Source organism: Chitinophaga sancti, assembly GCF_034424315.1.
In the GTDB taxonomy this organism is placed as follows: domain Bacteria; phylum Bacteroidota; class Bacteroidia; order Chitinophagales; family Chitinophagaceae; genus Chitinophaga; species Chitinophaga sancti.
In genome coordinates, this window is record NZ_CP139972.1 from 4,851,868 (window position 1) to 4,869,222 (window position 17,355).

Consider the following 17,355-nt stretch of genomic DNA (forward strand, 5'->3'; position numbering starts at 1 on the left):
TAAATACAGCGACATGTTTAAACGCTTTCCGCATTACAGTCAGTTGGACGAAATGGATTGCGGGCCAACCTGTTTAAAGATTATTGGAAAGTACTATGGTAAGCAATTTAACATAGAATACCTGCGCGCGCTCACGTTCACATCAAGAGAGGGCAGCTCTTTACTGCATGTCAGCGAAGCGGCACAGCAACTGGGATTTAAAACCATCGGCGCAAAAATAAGCTATGAAGACCTGGCAAATTTACCTGTTTTGCCAGCAATCTGTTTTTGGGATAAGAAACACTTTGTGGTGGTCTATAAAATAAAAGGCGATCATGTGTATGTTTCTAACCCGGCAAACGGACTGGTCAGGTATAAGAAGGAGACGTTTTTGTCGCACTGGCTACAAGCTGACGGCAAAGGGATAGCCCTTATGCTGGAGCCAACACCGGTATTCGGGCAAATGCCTGATCATAGCAAAGAAAAGAAGCTGGGCTTTACGCTGGTGAAGCAGCATATGATGCGCTATAAAAAAATCATTTCCCGGATTGTGGCAGGTCTTTTTGCCGCCAGCCTGTTGCAGCTTATGCTGCCTTTCCTTACACAGAATATTGTAGACACCGGCATACGCCAGCACAATTATCACCTGCTGTATCTTATACTCGCTGCGCAACTATGCATATTTCTCGGGCGGACAGTCATTGAAATGGTACGTAGTTATTTACTCTTACACCTGAGTGTCCGCATCGATATCGGTTTACTGGCCGATTTCTTTATTAAGCTGATGAAGCTGCCGATCTCATATTATGACCAACGGAAGAATGGTGATGTCATGCAGCGTATCATAGACCATAACAGGTTGGACAATTTCATTACCTCTGGTGTCCTCTCAGTTCTTTTCTCGGTTATCAACCTGCTCGTATTTGTCACCGTACTTGGATTTTACAACCTTAAAATATTCTCTATTTTTCTTGTTGGCAGCGTGCTTTATTTTATATGGATCAGGTCTTTTTCCAGGCGCAGGGCATATCTTGACTCCCGTCGGTTCGAATGGCTCTCCACGATTACTGAAAAGAATCTTGAGATACTCAATGGCATGCAGGAATTAAAACTGGGGAATGCAGAAAGAAAAAAACGGTGGGAATGGGAACGCCTGCAGGTCAATCAATTCAATATCAATCTTGCATCATTGCGCCTGAAGCAACTTCAAATAGATGGAGCGGCAGTGATCAATGAACTGAAGAATATCCTGATGACGTTTATGGCTGCGCAATTGGTCATGGATGGAGAGATCAGCCTGGGCGTGATGTTGTCTGTCAGCTTTATCACAGGACAGCTCAATGGCCCCATGCTGATTATTACCCAGTTTTTGCAGGACTACCAGGATGCACGGCTTAGTCTTGACAGGATAAACGATGTGCACCAGTTGAAAGAAGAGGAGACCTTACATCCTGTGAAGCATGTTCCATTATATAGTGATCTGCTATTAGAAAATGTTTCCTTCAAATACAGCCGGGCGGCCAATGCACCATTTGTGTTAAAAGACCTTGACCTCGTGATTCCTCACCAGAAGATCACAGCAATAGTAGGAACGAGTGGCAGTGGTAAAACAACCCTTATGAAACTGCTGTTGAAATTTTACCTGCCTGATTCGGGGAGTGTTTCACTAGGTGATGTTCCGCTGGAAACGATTCCCCATCAGCGCTGGCGGGAACAATGCGGGGTAGTGATGCAGGATGGTTATATATTCAATGACACCATTGCGGGGAATATCGCGTTAAGCACTGATGAGGTGGATATGGATAGGTTAATAGAAGCCTGCAAAATTGCTAATATCTATGATTTTATAACGGGTCTTCCATTACATTTCAATACGCCTATTGGCAATACCGGGGTAGGTTTAAGTATGGGCCAGAAACAGCGGATACTGATTGCAAGGGCTGTTTATAAACAGCCGTCCTTCCTGTTTTTTGATGAGGCAACAAGTGCATTGGATGCCAATAATGAAAAGGCTATTATGCAGCACCTGCAACAATTTTTTGCCGGCAGAACGGTGGTGATCATTGCACATAGGCTAAGCACGGTATACAATGCCGATCAGATCATTGTGCTTGAAAAAGGGCAGATTGTAGAGTATGGAAACCATGAACTGCTGGTGCAGAAAAAAGGTAATTATTTTAATCTTATCAGAAATCAATTGGAACTGGGAAAATGATAGAACCTCATTGTAAAGAAGTGGAGCAGATGCTGGAGAGTCCACCCAGAGATGTATATCGCTGGGGGAACAGTATCCTTTTTATTTTCGCTGCGATTGTATGCGCGGTCGTTTTGCTGTTGAAATTCCCTGTTACCGTGGATGTGCCGGTAACGCTGCATTTTGATGCAAAGCAGCATAAATGGATCAATATTACGCCTTTACCGGGAAAACGAATTCCTGGAGAGACGGTGATTCTTTCATTGGATGGGTATCCAGTGGAAAAGAATGGCTTTGTTAGTAGTAGGCTCAATGCTAATGGGGAGTTGGAATTAACGGATCTTTTAACGGAGAAAGGAGTGAGGGTACAGGCAGAAGGGAATGTGAGCGGGAATGCGATGGTTATTATAGGTTATCAATCGCTGGTGGCGAAGGTGGTGGGGAAGAGGTGATGGGGGAATGCTGCCAGGTTAACAAATCCCTTTTCCCGACAGGATTTTTCAATATCATCAGCATTGATATATGGTCCTGTTGTTACAAACTTCTGGATTTCTTTTTACAAGCAATTAAAACTTTTGTTTTTTCATTTCCGATTGAATAACTTTAGTTAATTCATAACCCTAAACCCTTTTGCTATGGCTAATTCCGCCAACTTCCCTTCGTTTGTAACCGGAAATATTTACCCCAGCATTCCAAATACACAATTTCCTGAGCAGGCATTTCCTGAGTTTGATCCATCTAAAAAACCAGTAGGTGTTGCACTATCGGGGGGTGGCCCGAGAGCAATGAGTTGTGCAATGGGGCAAATGCGTGGATTGCTCGACAGTTTTATCGCGGATGCTATCGGGGCGATTTCCTGCGTATCCGGTGGCTCCTGGTTTGGTACCCCATTTAGCTTTGCACCTGCTACTTTCAGTGATGCGATATTACTCGGTACTCAAATACCACCCGCACAGTTGACTATACAGAATTTACAAAACCTGGATGCACGCAATATCTGCTTCCCGCTCACTATCATGGAAAACGTTGCCATTGGAAGTGTATTAGCTTACCAGCACGAAATAAATGATGTGCCTTGGAACAAGCTCTGGAGCCGTATGTTGAATGCTTTTTTCCTCGATTCACTTTTGGTAGGCGATGACCAAACCTTTTTTACACTCAACACTCAAACGCTTAATAATTTACTTGTCCAGAACCAATCTTTAACACATAGCAATTTCTATTTGCTCCGTAACAACCGACCTTTTTACATTGCAGGTGGCACTCAAAACTATCCCACTGGCATTGACCTGGTCATGCGTCATATGGAATATACGGCTATGTATGCAGGCACACCACAACAATGTGGCACCATAGGTCCTGATGGAGAACATTACGGATATGGCTACGTTGATAACATATTATTTGACACATTGCACCCTAAAATGATCAGCGCAAATTCAGCCGCTGCTTATTTAAACCCCAATCCTTACAACTATAAACAAATGCCCTTTCTTTTATGCGATCAAATGGGGAGTAGTAGCTCGGCTCCCGGCAGCTATCTTGATTTTTTCAGCCAACAAGACTGGTTCCCCAGGTTTAATTATTGGTCGCCCAACTATACGGGAAAGGAAAGCACAGAATTTTACAGTTTTACCGACGGAGGCGACCTGGAGAATACCGGTATCATACCTTTATTACGCCGACAGTTTAAATTGATCATAGCCTGTATAAATACCTCCCTCCCCTTAAAAGATATCAACTATAACGACGATAATTATGTCAATGGCATTGATGCACAGATAAGCCGTCTATTTGGAAGACAACCTAATCCTCCCGGTATTATCCCCGACATTCAGGTGTTCAATGATGATGGGAAATTTGATGCATTGACCCATGCTTTCCTTTCGAAAAAAAAGAATGGTCAGCCACTGCTTTATTCAGACACCTATACTATTTATCCAAACAACTATTTTGGCGTTCCGGCTTATCCAAACGGTGAAGATGTACTGGTGCTCTGGATTTATAATGATATGAACAAAGAATGGTATAACCAGTTGCCGCTGCCAATAAAGTCGCTACTAACCAGTACTGCCCCCGATAACTATATGGCCAATTTTCCAAACCTGGCTACGGTATTTCAAAACAAAACAAAAATATTTGGTGAATGGGTGCCGGAAGTACTATTGTACACGCCTGAACAAATAAACCTGCTTGCGAATATGCAGTATTATAACATCATGGGCGATACATCGATAAATTTACTTACAGACTTAATGAAATCGATAAACCCAACTGGCACTGCTCCTCAATCAATTAGCCATTAAATAATAAGGAATTATTATGTCCTTATCGCAGAAGCAGTAACACAGAAATCTTATTATTAGGACTTGTGAAAGAACTAAGACAAGATTTGGGATCATCATCGACAAAGGAAATAAGCCGCTTGACAATGGAGATCCTTTCAGATAGCGGTGTACTGTATCCAGGTAGATATTATCTTATCAGGCGTAAAGATTTAAAGTCGCCAGTGAATCCGCCTTAGATAGTTAACCGCAGTTGAGAGTAAAGTTTTCTACCAGTCAGCAGCGAATGATGCTAGTTGAAGATTTCGCTAATCAATATGTAAACTATCAAGACATCATATACCAAAATTGAAGAGCCTTCAAGTCGACCGATTGAAGGTTCTTCAATTAGGTCATCTATATTTTTTGCGGCTATTTCAGCCTATTTGTACCTTCTGGCTATTTCGCCGGCATAGGTACAGGTACAATGCTGATTGCGCCCGATGTGTCATTTAATAAGTAAGGGCATAGCGTTTTTCATATACCACTCTTATTCATCGGATTTATTTTGAGGTGTCTTTATAAATATCCATCACTACCGGGAGGCCGGTTACTATACCTTTCACACCTGCAACAGTCAAAGTTACCATCAATGCGTCGATAACTTCAGGTTTAGTCGCCCCCTTTTCTTTTGCCATCAAGATATGGAATGATAGCGCCTGGCTATCACCCTGAACAGCCTTCAATGCAATGTATATTAACTGTTTTGTTTTTTCATCCAAGCCATTTGATTTTACTATTGCCTGAATTAGTGTATTAAAAGCATCTGCTATTTCTGGCGCTTCCTTTTTGAATAAGTCCATTGAATTGTATGCTTTGTTTTCCATAATTTTTAAGGATTTTATAGCCCAAATATAATTGTCTTTACAGCGCCGGTCCATGATTAGAATCAGTTATTAGGTAGAGCATAGATGAGAACCAAAGGGCAGGGTATGGAAAGGAAATAGTGAAGAAATTATCAATCTCGTTGATAGAAGCTTTTGGCAAAGGCTAGGATGATAAAACAGTAAGACATTGCCTCCGCTGTGCAGAGATTTATACCTTCATTGGCTGGCAAAATATGAACATTGACTCAGAGGAAGAAGTAGTAGTTTCAAAAAACATCAGGATTAGGAAAAAGCATTATACCCATGAATTCGATGTTTACGAAGGCAGGGATATTACATCGGGTTGGAATAGCGTGTAAGAATACAAATACGCCAATTGAAAAGGGGCAGGTACAGGAACTTGAGTCTAAGATAAGGGATTTGCAAAATGTGATCGGGGTAATTGTATCTGTAAATGGATTTCAACAGGGAGCCGAGGCATATGCAGAAGACAAAGGTATCATTGCATTACATCTAAAAGATTTACCGAACCATGAATTTACTAAAACGGTCATGATTCATTTGTAATGCACAAGTTTTAATACTTTACAGTCACTTTTTTTAATTTCGATATAAGCCGTTCCTCCTTTAGTGTAACCGTTTAATGTTCCCTTGACAACCCAGACGCTAGAATCCCGCAAAGTTACTACGAATGGTTTTTCCTTATAGATCAGTTTCCCGTAATGAGCAAACCAGATATCTTCAGCTATTTTTCTTGCAGTTTTTTCATCTGGTACTACATCGAAATGTTCATAGTCATTTTGTGTTTTATTTGAGTAGACATTATAAGTAATGATCACTGAAGTAATTAAAATAATTGCTAAAAATATCTTCTTCATTTGATTAATTGTAAATGGTAAATATCCTAATAAGGAACGGAATCTTATTTCTACCAAACGGGAAAAATGCGCCGGAAGTATTTCGAACCCTGAAGAAGCAATAAAACAAGCCATACCTCTTTCCAGCAAATCATTGTAAACACTGAGGATTCTGGCTTTTAACAGAGATAGATTTTTATTAATCTCCTGTACTTCTTGTTTATTTCCCTTTACCTGATATTTCCTGCTATCCCATGACATTTTCTCTATAAATAAGCCTGTATTATGATTGAGCCTATTGCCCTCATGGGTGATCCTAACAAATATGGGTATCTGTCCTTTAGAGGTTATCCTCGACTTATACAGAAAATAGGAAATAAAAATTCTATTCGCTTCCATTTTTCAAAAGATGTGTTAGTTCCCTTTCTGAAAAAATGGCCTAAAGCAGCCGATATGTATTTGATTGGTTCATAAGTTAATAGGTCATGTTTTTATGCTACCTCCCAAAAAATGTACTGCTACCTTCTGTGCTACCTCGTAAAATAAGACACACTAAAAACAAGATAAACAGTAAATATCCTCAAACCCTCAACAGCACAAAACTTCCCTAAAACAAAAATGCCCATAGAATTTAATCTATGAGCATTCTAAAATTTCGGCGGGGCGGAGGGAACAAATTTCGAACCAGTTTACGGATGATTTATCTAAAATCCACTCTTTTGTTAGAGATATTCATTACGAAATGAATTATTGATAATTCTTTAATACTCCACCTCCTTATTATATTTTTGAGTTGCGCTTTATTAAATATTAAGTGTGCAAATACGAACCTGCAGAATCATACTCAAGCTGTCCAGAAAGGAGGGTTAAACATTTGATTTGTTAATCAGCCATCAATAAAATAACTTCATAAAGTGAATTAAGAGAAGATGATTTGTAGCGTTGTAAATCACTGTCCTACATTATCATATTTGCCAAAAAAGAATCTAATTAACGCTATCATTCTAAATGGAAAACGAAAATTCATTTCAATATAACGACATTATTTTCTACAGTACACCTGCAGGAGATATAAAAGTAGAAGTAATATTTAATGATGAAACATTTTGGCTTACTCAAAAGCGGATGGCCGAATTATTTGCGGTAGAAGTGCCTGCCATTAGTAAGCATTTAAATAACATATATGAGTCGGGAGAGCTGGATAAAGGTTCAACTATTTCCATTTTGGAAACAGTTCAACAGGAAGGGGGAAGGAAGATAAAACGGAAATTGGAATTTTACAATCTAGATGCAATAATAGCTGTTGGCTACAGGGTAAATTCAATGCAGGCCACTCAATTTAGAATTTGGGCAACCAGGAACTTGAGAGAATTTATTGTTAAGGGGTTTGTGTTAGATGATGAACGTTTGAAACAAGGGAAGTCATTTGGCAAAGATTATTTTGACGAACTATTAGAACGTATTCGTGAGATACGGGCAAGTGAACGTAGATTTTATCTCAAAATAACCGATATATATGAACAGTGCAGTATCGACTATAGCAAAGATTCAGAAATAACACAAGCCTTTTTCAAAACGGTACAGAATAAATTACATTGGGCTATTACAGGTAAAACGGCTGCTCAAATTATTGCAGAGCGGGCTAATGCTGACAAGCCCAACATGGGGTTGCAAACATGGAAAAATGCACCATCTGGTAAAGTACTTAAAACAGATATTAGTGTCGCGAAGAATTATCTAATTGAAAAGGAAATAAAAGAACTGGAACGTATTGTAACTATGTATCTTGACTTTGCTGAATTACAAGCGTCGAGGCACATTTCTATGAAAATGGCAGATTGGATAAGCCGGTTAGATGCCTTTCTGCAATTTAACGAATATCAGATACTAAAAGATGCTGGTACAGTAAGCCATGCAGTCGCTATTAAATTAGCCAGTGAAGAATATCAAAAGTTCAGGATAACCCAGGATGAAAATTTTGAGAGCGATTTTGATAAAGAAATATTAAAGATTACAACATCGTCCGCTAAAAGACGAAAAGAGAATTCCTGATCAACGTTTTGCCTGTTAAGTTTTATTAACAATCATAAATATTAGTGTTAGCTTCAAGTTTTTCAAATTACCCAAAACGCTCCAAATCTTTCAACTTGAATGCTTTTAAGCTATTGGGACCAATCTTAAAATCGGGTTACGGATAATTTATTTAAAATGGTAATGATAATGCGTTTGAAATGAATAAACCTTTCCACTTTTGATCAGGTGTTTTATACGGAATCATAGAAAATTGTATCAAAAAATACCGGAAAAATCCCCTCTTTAAAACTAATAGTACTCCCATAACTTTGTTATTGAATCGGTCACACCATGAATTTAATCTTATGGAAGATGACCATATAATTACTTACAATTCACTAATGATTATGAGTGTAAAAATTACTTGTATTAAAAAGGCTGGGGAACAACATCAGAATCCCTATGTGGCAATAACAAGTCTGACATGGGTTAATGAAGAAACTAAAGCTACAGGAACCTCCACACGTGAAGAAATGTATGACTATATAAAAAAATAAAGGTGGGGTCGCCTATGTCAGGGATAGTCAAGGGAACAAAGCAGAATTAATAGCTCAAATTAGCCCGTCTGGTACGAAATATGTGAAAACCAAGGCCGATAATGTCACTTCTGATAACCTATTGAAGTTACCTGAATGCAATTAATAGTAAGGAGAAAGGTCAACCGATAATTTAGATGACAGCAGGTAGTAACTACATGGCCTAACCTTTTCCTGAAACGACGCTCTTCTTTGGCTACATACACTACTTTACAATGCTGGCACTAGAATTAGAAGCTCATGAAATGAAAATAATATAGGTATAGTAAATGACTGCCATAATTTACATTTCATTATAAGAGGAAGTATTGACAGCATACATGCCCCATGTCTTATAGTGAGTAATTCTGTCTTGAGATGAGTGGCTTTTTATGTAAGTAAGAAAGAGGATCAACAGCAATGGGATTTGCTTGCCTCTGGAAAGTAGTTTATTCCTTGAGATTTAAAACAGATTTTTTTTTAAATATTATTAATGCTGGACAATCGGGTGCTGCTGTAATAAGAATGCAGATCAGCTTCATGAATTCTACAAGATCCTGCTGGCTACCTATGGAGTAATAGAGAAGATTGCAGCGTTGTGTTTGGGAGCTCTCTAACTTTTCCATTCAATTTCGAACGGCTTAAAAAGTTAAAAATAAATAATAGCAAACCCTTGCCAACATGGAACTTCCCTAAAACAAAAATGCCCATAGAACTTAATCCATGAGCATTCTAAAATTTCGGCGGTGAGAGAGGGATTCGAACCCTCGGTACAGTTTGACCCGTACGACGGTTTAGCAAACCGTTCCTTTCGGCCACTCAGGCATCTCACCGAAACTTCCCCCTTAGGGGTTGCAAAAATAATAATATTTCTTAATTCTCCAAAAGCAATTAAAAAAAATTATAAAAATCTCTATTCGTTATCATTATCACAAATTATCCCAGCCCCATTTATATCCCGTATTAATCATTTACCTTACTAATACCTTTGCGAACTGTTTCCGCCTACTCTTTATTTAAAACCTACAACTAATGAAAGTATTCAATGACGTACTTACTGACCCCGTGTACACAAAGTCAGACAAATCAGACCCGGCATTCCAAAAATTACTGAAATCGATGATCCGTGACGAACGCGACCTTCCATTTCTTTACCTCACCATCGAACTCACCCTCACACTGCTCCCCCTGGCCATCCTTTTATTCCTGCCAGTACCTGCCTGGATATGGTGGACCGCTGCCGCTGCTTTTACGTTTTTGAACAATTTCAGGTACAAAGGCTCCTTCGGCCTCATGCTACACTGCACCAGCCACCGGGTACTCTTCGAAAAAAAATACCAGCTCCTGAATCATTACCTCCCCTGGGTAATCGGCCCGCTCTTTGGGCAAACACCTGAAACATATTATAGTCATCACATCGGCATGCACCACCCTGAAAATAACATGCCTGATGACGATTCCTGTACCATGCCCTTTCAACGCGATTCCCTCCGGGGCTTCAGCCGTTACCTGGGTAGCTTTTTCTTTACCGGCATTGTACACCTCGCCATGTATTTCATTAAAAAGAACCGTAAAAAGCTCCTGATCCGCTCCGTAAGAGGGGAGATACTGTATATATTAATGTGTATAGGGCTGTCTTTTGTCAACTTCCCGGCGACCCTGGTGGTGTTCATCCTGCCATTTGTAATTTCCAGGATTGTGATGATGCTCGGTAACTGGGCACAACATGCCTTCATTTGCGCGGAGAATCCGGATAATTCCTATAAAAACAGCATTACCTGTATCAATACTAAGTATAATCATCTATGCTGGAACGACGGCTATCACATCAGCCATCATCTCAAGCCCAGCATGCACTGGACTGAACATCCTCTGTATTTCAGGAAAACCTTGCATGAATACATTGAGAACGAAGCCATCGTATTTGATGGCATTCACTTCCTGCATGTGTGGTTATGGCTGATGACAAAGCGCTACGACCTGCTGGCAAAGCACTATGTGAATATCGGGAACCGGTTTAGTTCAGATGAAGAAGTGATCGCTTTTTTAAAACAACGAACTAAGAAAATTGACCTGGCCACAATACCGGCGGCAAATGTGGCGGTGGCGTAAAACAGGGAAAACATAAAAAGGGAAGTACAGTGGGGAACAAAAAACAACGCTATCTCCCCCTCCCCAAACCACCAAAAATTCTCCCATCTGGCCCAAAAACTGCACGCACTACCAACCTGAACCGCCTGATACTCATCACCCACCTGACAAATTTTTATCAAATCGTTCCCAACAAACTCAATACGGCAGGCCCTCCAACGCCTGCCACCGTCCAATTTCCCCCCATTCTTTCTTTATTATATTATATAATTCTTATGATTATGCATAAACATAAGAATAAGTGCCTAAATTTGCGCTCTAACTTTCGATTTTAAAGTTCAAAAGCAATATGCGCACTGTTACGTTAAAAAGGGTTGTGGTTACCGGGCTTGGGGCCTTGACGCCTATCGGAAATGATGTAAACACTTTCTGGAATAGCCTAAAAACAGGGACCAGCGGTGCCGGTCCTATTACACGATTCGACACTACAGAGTTTAAAACCAAATTCGCATGCGAACTGAAAGGTTTTGACGTAGAAAAGTACATGGATAAGAAAGATGCCCGTAAAATGGACATGTTCACCCAGTACGCAATGGTTGCAGCTCAGGAAGCTGTGGAAGATGCCGGCCTGAACGCTGAAGGCGTTGATAAAACCATGGTCGGTGTTATCTGGGCTTCCGGTAACGGTGGTATGCAGACCTTCGAAGACCAGATCGTGGAATTCGCTCAGGCTAACTTCGTTCCTAAGTTCAATCCTTTCTTCATTCCCAAGCTGATCTCCGACATCGCTGCCGGTCAGATCTCCATGAAATATGGGTTCATGGGCGTTAACTACTGTACGGTATCTGCTTGTGCTTCTTCCACCAGTGCGCTGGTAGACGCCTTCAACTTTATCCGCCTGGGTAAAGCCAACGCTATCGTAGCCGGTGGTTCTGAAGCCCCTGTTACCCGCGCTGGTATCGCAGGTTTCAATGCACTGAAAGCCCTCTCCACCCGCAATGACGATCCTACCTCCGCTTCCCGTCCTTTCGACGCTGACCGTGATGGTTTCGTAATGGGCGAAGGCGCTGGCGCTATCATCCTCGAAGAATACGAACACGCTATCGCAAGAGGTGCCAAAATCTACGCAGAAATGGTAGGTGGTGCAATGTCTGCTGATGCGTATCACCTGACTGCTACCCACCCTGAAGGTCTGGGCGCACGCCTGGGTATGACCCGTGCCCTCGAAGATGCTGAACTGAAACCTGAAGATGTTGATTATATCAACGCTCACGCTACCTCCACCCCACTGGGTGATGCCAGCGAACTGAAAGGTATCATCGGCGTATTCGGTGATCACGTTAATAAACTGAATATCAGTGCTACCAAGTCTATGACGGGTCACCTACTCGGTGCTGCCGGCGCTATCGAAGCCATCGCCAGTATCAAAGCTACCCAGCATAACCTGGTGCCTCCTACCATCAATACTTCTAACCTCGGTGAAGGTATCCCAACCAACATGAACCTCACCATCGGTAAAGCACAGGAACGCGAAGTGAATGTGGCAATGAGTAATACTTTCGGTTTCGGCGGTCACAACGCAATCGTAGTATTTAAGAAGTACAAGGCATAAGATTTACGTAACTTATATATAATGAAAAAGGCTGCATTTAATAAATGTGGCCTTTTTTGTGTGCAGTTTGCACAAATACTGTTCGAATACTGCTCAAATGTTCTTTGAATCTTCTCCGAATATCCTCCGAATCTTCTTCGAATGCTCTTTGAATGCTGTTCGAATGTCCTTCGAATATCCTCCAAATCTCCTTCAAATGTCCTTCGAATGCTCTTCGACACTTCTTCGACACTAGTTCGACGCCTCTTCGATACCTATCCGAACCCTATTCATTATCAATACCAAAATTACACCACAAGATCACGATAAGTACACCTCTATATCCCCCGGATATACAAGTGTACTTATCGTACCCTTATAATGTCAAAATAGCAACGAATTCCGACCGAATCTCCACCCTATCTCCAAACTCTTCACTAAAAATTTTAGCAAAATCACTAATTATGATGTAGCTTAGTATCAAATTAACCAGCCCAAAAAGGCTCGCAAATCAAATATGGCAAAGAAGAAAGAGAATGCATCAACGCCGGTCCTCACACCGGCTACGGCAGATGATCAAATAGCTGTGTTTGGCGCCCGGGTTCACAATCTCAAAAACCTGGACCTCACATTACCTAAAAATAAACTGGTTGTTATCACAGGCATCAGTGGCAGCGGGAAATCCTCCCTGGCATTCGATACCATCTATGCAGAAGGCCAACGCCGCTACATGGAAAGCTTTTCTGCTTACGCCCGCCAGTTCATCGGCGATATGGAACGCCCGGATGTTGATAAAATCACCGGCCTATCCCCGGTTATCTCCATCGAACAAAAAACTACCAACAAAAATCCCCGCTCGACCGTAGGGACCATCACCGAAATATATGACTTCCTCCGCCTGCTCTATGCCCGCGTAGGTATCGCATACTCCTATAATACTGGTAAACGCATGACCCGCTTCTCCGAAGAAGAAATCATGGACCACGTATTTAAAAATTTCCCGAAAAAGAAACTCGTCATCCTCGCCCCACTTATCCGTGGTCGTAAAGGTCACTACCGCGAACTCTTCGAACAGCTCCGTAAACAGGGCTACCTCAAAGTACGCGTGAACGGAGAAATCCTCGACCTCAAAGAAAGAATGCAGGTTGACCGTTACAAAATCCACGACATCGAACTCGTGGTAGACAGAGTACAAGTCCAGGACGATGCCCGTACCCGCATCAGCCAGAGCATTCAAAAAGCCCTGCAAATGGGGAAAGGCCTCCTCTTCATCATGGACAATGACACCAATAAAGTCAGCCAGTACTCCAAACAACTCATGTGTGAAGATACCGGCCTCTCCTACGAAGAACCGTCTCCAAACACATTCTCCTTCAACTCACCCTATGGCGCCTGCCCCCGCTGTAAAGGCCTCGGTACCATCTACCAGATAGATATGGACGCCGTGATCCCCGATCCAAACGTCTCTATCAATGACGGCGGCCTCGGTCCACTCGGCGAAGCCAGGGATACCTATACCTTCAAACAGGTACAGCAACTCGCCAAAAAACATAAATTCTCCCTCACCGCCCCCGTTAGTACCCTGCCCCAGAAAATCATGAACATCCTGCTTTTCGGAGATGAAAATGGTAGCCTGGAAATGGATATGGATTTCGGAGAGAATGGGGAAAACGGATACAATACCGATTTCGAAGGAGTTATCAACACCGTTCGCCGTTACTTCAACGACACCTCCTCCGACGCTGTCCGCAACTGGGCCGAAAGCTTCATGAAACTACATACCTGCCCTGAATGTAATGGCTCACGCCTCAAAAAGGAAAGCCTCTTCTTCAAGGTAGATGAAAAGAATATCTCCGAACTGGGGAACATGGACCTGGATAAACTGGCCATCTGGTTCAAAGACATCGAAAAGCGACTGGATAAGAAACAAAACACCATCGCCAAAGATATCCTCAAAGAAATCAGGGAACGCCTGGGATTCCTCCTCAATGTAGGGCTGACCTACCTCACCCTGAACCGGGCTACCCGCTCACTCAGCGGTGGTGAAAGTCAGCGTATCCGCCTCGCTACCCAGATCGGCTCCCAGCTCATGGGCATCACCTACATCCTGGATGAACCAAGTATCGGTCTCCACCAGCGGGATAACATGCAGCTGATCGATGCCCTTCGCAACCTGCGCGAAATGGGAAATACCGTGATCGTTGTGGAACACGATAAAGACATCATGCTCCATGCCGACCACCTCATTGACGTAGGCCCGGGTGCCGGCGTACACGGTGGCCAGATCATTGCCCAGGGTACACCCAAGCAAATCCTGAAACTCAATACACCTACTGCCGGCTACCTGAACGGGAATGCCGCCGGTGCCCTCCCCGCCGAAAGACGAAAAGGAAACGGGAAATCACTGGAGCTCAAAGGCGCTACCGGCAATAACCTTAAGAACGTAAGTGTGAAACTGCCACTGGGTACCTTCATCTGCGTAACAGGAGTATCTGGTAGCGGAAAGTCTACCCTGATCAATGAAACACTATACCCGATCCTTAGTCAGCACGCCTACGATTCCAAACAGGACCCAATGCCCTACAAAAGCATCAAAGGCCTGGAACATATAGATAAAGTAATCGAAATCGACCAGTCACCGATCGGTAGAACACCCCGTAGTAACCCCGCTACCTATTGCGGGTTCTTTACTGACATCCGTACCCTGTTCTCCCAGGTGCCTGAAGCCAAGATCAGGGGTTATAACGCAGGCCGGTTCTCCTTCAATGTGAAAAGCGGTCGCTGTGATGTTTGTGAAGGAGGGGGGATGAGAGTGATCGAAATGAACTTCCTCCCGGATGTATATGTACATTGTGAAAAATGTAATGGCCGCAGGTATAATCGCGAAACACTGGAAATCAGGTATAAAGGGAAATCTATCTCCGATGTATTGGATATGACTGTAGATGAGGCCGTGGAGTTTTTCCAGCCAGTAACGTATATCTACCGGAAGATCAAAACCTTACAAGATGTAGGCCTGGGTTATATCACGCTGGGGCAGTCCGCAACCACCTTGTCTGGAGGAGAAGCACAACGCGTAAAACTGGCGACTGAATTATCCAAAAAAGATACCGGGAAGACAATTTATATATTGGATGAACCAACGACCGGGCTGCATTTTCAGGATATCCAACTGCTGCTGAATGTATTGAATAAACTCGTAGATAGAGGCAATACAGTGCTGGTGATAGAGCATAACCTGGATGTGATAAAGATGGCTGACCATATCATTGACCTGGGTCCTGAAGGTGGTGCTGGTGGAGGTACAATATTATGTACAGGTACGCCGGAACAGGTAAGTGAGTGTAAAGAGAGCCATACCGCCCGATTCCTGAAACAGGAGTTGAAAGGCCAGCACTAGCTCACAAAAAACAGGGATGCCCATTTAAAATCAAAAAAACATCGCTAACATCTCCCCGAAACAATCAAGGATGTCGTAGACACCAGTGATTGTTTCGGGGTTTTTATATTTATCTTCGCCTCCTGAATTGTTATAACCAATAGGCATGAAATATTTTTCCGGCATTATAGCCCTCCTACTCCTGGTAGTATTTGCGGCTTGTGAGGATGAAACCAAGACCTGTGACCAGACCCTGCTCGCAAATCTTGGTATTAACTTTAAAAAAGACTCACTGAACGGCTTCATCAATAAAGATACGATCTGGCCAAAAGTAAGCCTGTGTGCACTTGGCAAAGACACCCTTATCAGGCGGGAAGCCAGATCCAGTATATATTTCGCACTTGACCCACAGCACGATACCTGCCGTTTCTTCCTGAAACTGGACTCTGCCGCCGTGGCAGATACCCTGACCTTCAGGTATACACGCACCCCTCACTTTATTTCACCAGGCTGCGGATTCACGACTTTTTCTACATTAGATACTGTGATCTGCACCTACCATACAATCAACGCTTTACACATAAATAACCGGGAGGTAACAAGTGGTAATATTCAGAACATTACTTTATACTTTATTTATTAGCCTGTTCGCGGTCTCCGCGCAGGCACAGGTGAAGAAGGATACGATCCCGGCTGCTGTAAAGCGCCCATCCACCACCTCTTTCAAATCGCCATCGGCTAAAGACACCACCAGCCCCAAAGCAAAATCTGCCAAAGATTCTGCCACACTGAAAGCTGGCCCTTTAGCAAATAAAATTGAAGACAGCATCTACCTGTCAAATGGCGGTATCCGCCTCGGCCTCGATATCAGCCGCTTTACTTTGCTGTATTTCCAACCTTACAGAAAAGACGTCACCGTCCAGGCAGATGTACGCCTTGGTCAAAAGATCTATGGCGCCATCGAAACAGGCTGGAACAGCACCTCCCATAGCACCGACACCACCTATTCCTACAAAGGAAGTGGGATCTACAGCACCATCGGTATCGACTACGACTTCATGAAGAAAAAGGAGACTACGGAGCAAAATATGCTCTATGCCGGTATCCGATACGGCTTTGCCCGTAATACCTATGAGGTGTCACATTTTATTATGACCAACGATTACTGGCATACAACTATAGAAGGTAATTACCCTAAAACCACTATTACCGCGCACTGGATCGAACTGGTATTTGGATTAAGAGTGGAAGCAGCTAAAAACCTGTTCCTGGGATGGGGTATAAGAGAAAAGATCATGCTGCATAGCAGCGCCGAAGATTCACATCCCCCTATCGTGATTCCTGGTTATGGCAGTGGCACCAAAAGATCACAGTTTGATATGACTTATACCGTATCTTATATGATACCACTTTACAAAGTGAAAGTGCATGTACCAAGAGACGGGAAAAAATAATTCAGGGGCTGGCTAAAAAGTAAAATGAAGGCGCTGAGAATTGCGTAAAAGCCATTTCGTCTCCATCACCC

Annotated in this window: 14 protein-coding genes and 1 tRNA gene; 12 read left to right on the forward strand and 3 right to left on the reverse strand. The window is 42.6% G+C overall.

Annotated elements, in window-relative coordinates; translation table 11 throughout:
* The first annotated feature begins 13 nt into the window (after nucleotides 1-13).
* From U0033_RS18720 to U0033_RS18730, 3 genes are all read left to right on the forward strand, one after another.
* Complete coding sequence (locus U0033_RS18720; RefSeq protein ID WP_072364226.1) at nucleotides 14-2,194, forward strand: peptidase domain-containing ABC transporter; 2,181 nt, start codon at nucleotides 14-16, stop codon at nucleotides 2,192-2,194.
* Complete coding sequence (locus U0033_RS18725; RefSeq protein WP_072364227.1) at nucleotides 2,191-2,625, forward strand: hypothetical protein; 435 nt, start codon at nucleotides 2,191-2,193, stop codon at nucleotides 2,623-2,625. The genes U0033_RS18720 and U0033_RS18725 overlap by 4 nt, the downstream gene beginning before the upstream one ends.
* Before the next feature lie 183 nt (nucleotides 2,626-2,808).
* Nucleotides 2,809-4,479, forward strand: a complete 1,671-nt coding sequence (locus U0033_RS18730) for a hypothetical protein (protein ID WP_072364228.1) — start codon at nucleotides 2,809-2,811, stop codon at nucleotides 4,477-4,479.
* Between the two features lie 521 nt (nucleotides 4,480-5,000).
* Here U0033_RS18730 and U0033_RS18735 read toward each other — a convergent pair.
* A complete protein-coding gene (locus tag U0033_RS18735; RefSeq protein ID WP_072364229.1) occupies nucleotides 5,001-5,324 on the reverse strand; it encodes a carboxymuconolactone decarboxylase family protein in 324 nt (107 codons plus the stop codon).
* A 303-nt stretch (nucleotides 5,325-5,627) separates the two neighbouring features.
* Between U0033_RS18735 and U0033_RS18740 the strand changes: the two genes are divergently transcribed.
* Nucleotides 5,628-5,891 carry a restriction endonuclease gene (locus U0033_RS18740; protein WP_072364230.1) on the forward strand — a complete coding sequence of 88 codons (264 nt, stop codon included), beginning with the start codon at nucleotides 5,628-5,630 and terminating at the stop codon, nucleotides 5,889-5,891.
* Here the strand turns inward: U0033_RS18740 and U0033_RS18745 are convergent.
* Nucleotides 5,882-6,580 (reverse strand): NTF2 fold immunity protein, encoded by a 699-nt coding sequence (locus U0033_RS18745; RefSeq protein WP_072364231.1) that lies wholly within the window; start codon nucleotides 6,578-6,580, stop codon nucleotides 5,882-5,884. The two genes, U0033_RS18740 and U0033_RS18745, sit on opposite strands and share 10 nt — an antisense overlap.
* 609 nt (nucleotides 6,581-7,189) lie before the next feature.
* Here U0033_RS18745 and U0033_RS18750 point away from each other — a divergent pair.
* From U0033_RS18750 to U0033_RS33450, 3 genes are all read left to right on the forward strand, one after another.
* Nucleotides 7,190-8,233: a virulence RhuM family protein gene (locus tag U0033_RS18750; protein ID WP_072364232.1), complete on the forward strand. Its 1,044-nt coding sequence runs from the start codon at nucleotides 7,190-7,192 to the stop codon at nucleotides 8,231-8,233.
* Nucleotides 8,234-8,559: 326 nt separating this feature from the next.
* Nucleotides 8,560-8,751 carry a hypothetical protein gene (locus U0033_RS18755; RefSeq protein WP_072364233.1) on the forward strand — a complete coding sequence of 64 codons (192 nt, stop codon included), beginning with the start codon at nucleotides 8,560-8,562 and terminating at the stop codon, nucleotides 8,749-8,751.
* 58 nt (nucleotides 8,752-8,809) lie between these two features.
* On the forward strand, nucleotides 8,810-8,896 hold the full coding sequence (locus U0033_RS33450) for a DUF3892 domain-containing protein (protein ID WP_407654248.1): 87 nt from the start codon (nucleotides 8,810-8,812) through the stop codon (nucleotides 8,894-8,896).
* A gap of 617 nt (nucleotides 8,897-9,513) precedes the next feature.
* On the opposite strand, the gene U0033_RS18760 is transcribed toward U0033_RS33450, so the two are convergent.
* Nucleotides 9,514-9,602: transfer RNA gene (locus U0033_RS18760), tRNA-Ser, on the reverse strand.
* Nucleotides 9,603-9,801: 199 nt separating this feature from the next.
* On the opposite strand from U0033_RS18760, the gene U0033_RS18765 reads away from it, so the two are divergent.
* The 5 genes from U0033_RS18765 to U0033_RS18785 all read left to right on the forward strand — a co-directional run bounded on the left by U0033_RS18765 (nucleotide 9,802) and on the right by U0033_RS18785 (nucleotide 17,284).
* The gene (locus tag U0033_RS18765; RefSeq protein ID WP_072364234.1) at nucleotides 9,802-10,881 is read left to right on the forward strand and encodes a fatty acid desaturase family protein; all 1,080 of its coding nucleotides are present in this window, start codon (nucleotides 9,802-9,804) and stop codon (nucleotides 10,879-10,881) included.
* A gap of 328 nt (nucleotides 10,882-11,209) precedes the next feature.
* Nucleotides 11,210-12,472: a beta-ketoacyl-ACP synthase II gene (gene fabF, locus U0033_RS18770; RefSeq protein ID WP_072364235.1), complete on the forward strand. Its 1,263-nt coding sequence runs from the start codon at nucleotides 11,210-11,212 to the stop codon at nucleotides 12,470-12,472.
* A 496-nt stretch (nucleotides 12,473-12,968) separates the two neighbouring features.
* Nucleotides 12,969-15,851 (forward strand): excinuclease ABC subunit UvrA, encoded by a 2,883-nt coding sequence (gene uvrA, locus U0033_RS18775; RefSeq protein WP_072364236.1) that lies wholly within the window; start codon nucleotides 12,969-12,971, stop codon nucleotides 15,849-15,851.
* Between the two features lie 145 nt (nucleotides 15,852-15,996).
* Nucleotides 15,997-16,473 (forward strand): DUF6452 family protein, encoded by a 477-nt coding sequence (locus U0033_RS18780; RefSeq protein WP_072364237.1) that lies wholly within the window; start codon nucleotides 15,997-15,999, stop codon nucleotides 16,471-16,473.
* The gene (locus tag U0033_RS18785) at nucleotides 16,433-17,284 is read left to right on the forward strand and encodes a DUF6048 family protein (protein ID WP_072364238.1); all 852 of its coding nucleotides are present in this window, start codon (nucleotides 16,433-16,435) and stop codon (nucleotides 17,282-17,284) included. Before U0033_RS18780 ends, U0033_RS18785 begins: the two co-directional genes overlap by 41 nt.
* The last annotated feature ends 71 nt before the right edge of the window (nucleotides 17,285-17,355 follow it).

Excerpts from the sequence above, each read along its gene's own strand:
- U0033_RS18720 (WP_072364226.1), top strand. The coding sequence starts at position 14 with ATGTTTAAACGCTTTCCGCATTACAGTCAGTTGGACGAAATGGATTGC.
- U0033_RS18725 (WP_072364227.1), top strand. The coding sequence starts at position 2,191 with ATGATAGAACCTCATTGTAAAGAAGTGGAGCAGATGCTGGAGAGTCCA.
- U0033_RS18730 (WP_072364228.1), top strand. The coding sequence starts at position 2,809 with ATGGCTAATTCCGCCAACTTCCCTTCGTTTGTAACCGGAAATATTTAC.
- U0033_RS18735 (WP_072364229.1), bottom strand. The coding sequence starts at position 5,324 with ATGGAAAACAAAGCATACAATTCAATGGACTTATTCAAAAAGGAAGCG.
- U0033_RS18740 (WP_072364230.1), top strand. The coding sequence starts at position 5,628 with ATGAATTCGATGTTTACGAAGGCAGGGATATTACATCGGGTTGGAATA.
- U0033_RS18745 (WP_072364231.1), bottom strand. The coding sequence starts at position 6,580 with ATGGAAGCGAATAGAATTTTTATTTCCTATTTTCTGTATAAGTCGAGG.
- U0033_RS18750 (WP_072364232.1), top strand. The coding sequence starts at position 7,190 with ATGGAAAACGAAAATTCATTTCAATATAACGACATTATTTTCTACAGT.
- U0033_RS18755 (WP_072364233.1), top strand. The coding sequence starts at position 8,560 with ATGGAAGATGACCATATAATTACTTACAATTCACTAATGATTATGAGT.
- U0033_RS18765 (WP_072364234.1), top strand. The coding sequence starts at position 9,802 with ATGAAAGTATTCAATGACGTACTTACTGACCCCGTGTACACAAAGTCA.
- fabF (WP_072364235.1), top strand. The coding sequence starts at position 11,210 with ATGCGCACTGTTACGTTAAAAAGGGTTGTGGTTACCGGGCTTGGGGCC.
- uvrA (WP_072364236.1), top strand. The coding sequence starts at position 12,969 with ATGGCAAAGAAGAAAGAGAATGCATCAACGCCGGTCCTCACACCGGCT.
- U0033_RS18780 (WP_072364237.1), top strand. The coding sequence starts at position 15,997 with ATGAAATATTTTTCCGGCATTATAGCCCTCCTACTCCTGGTAGTATTT.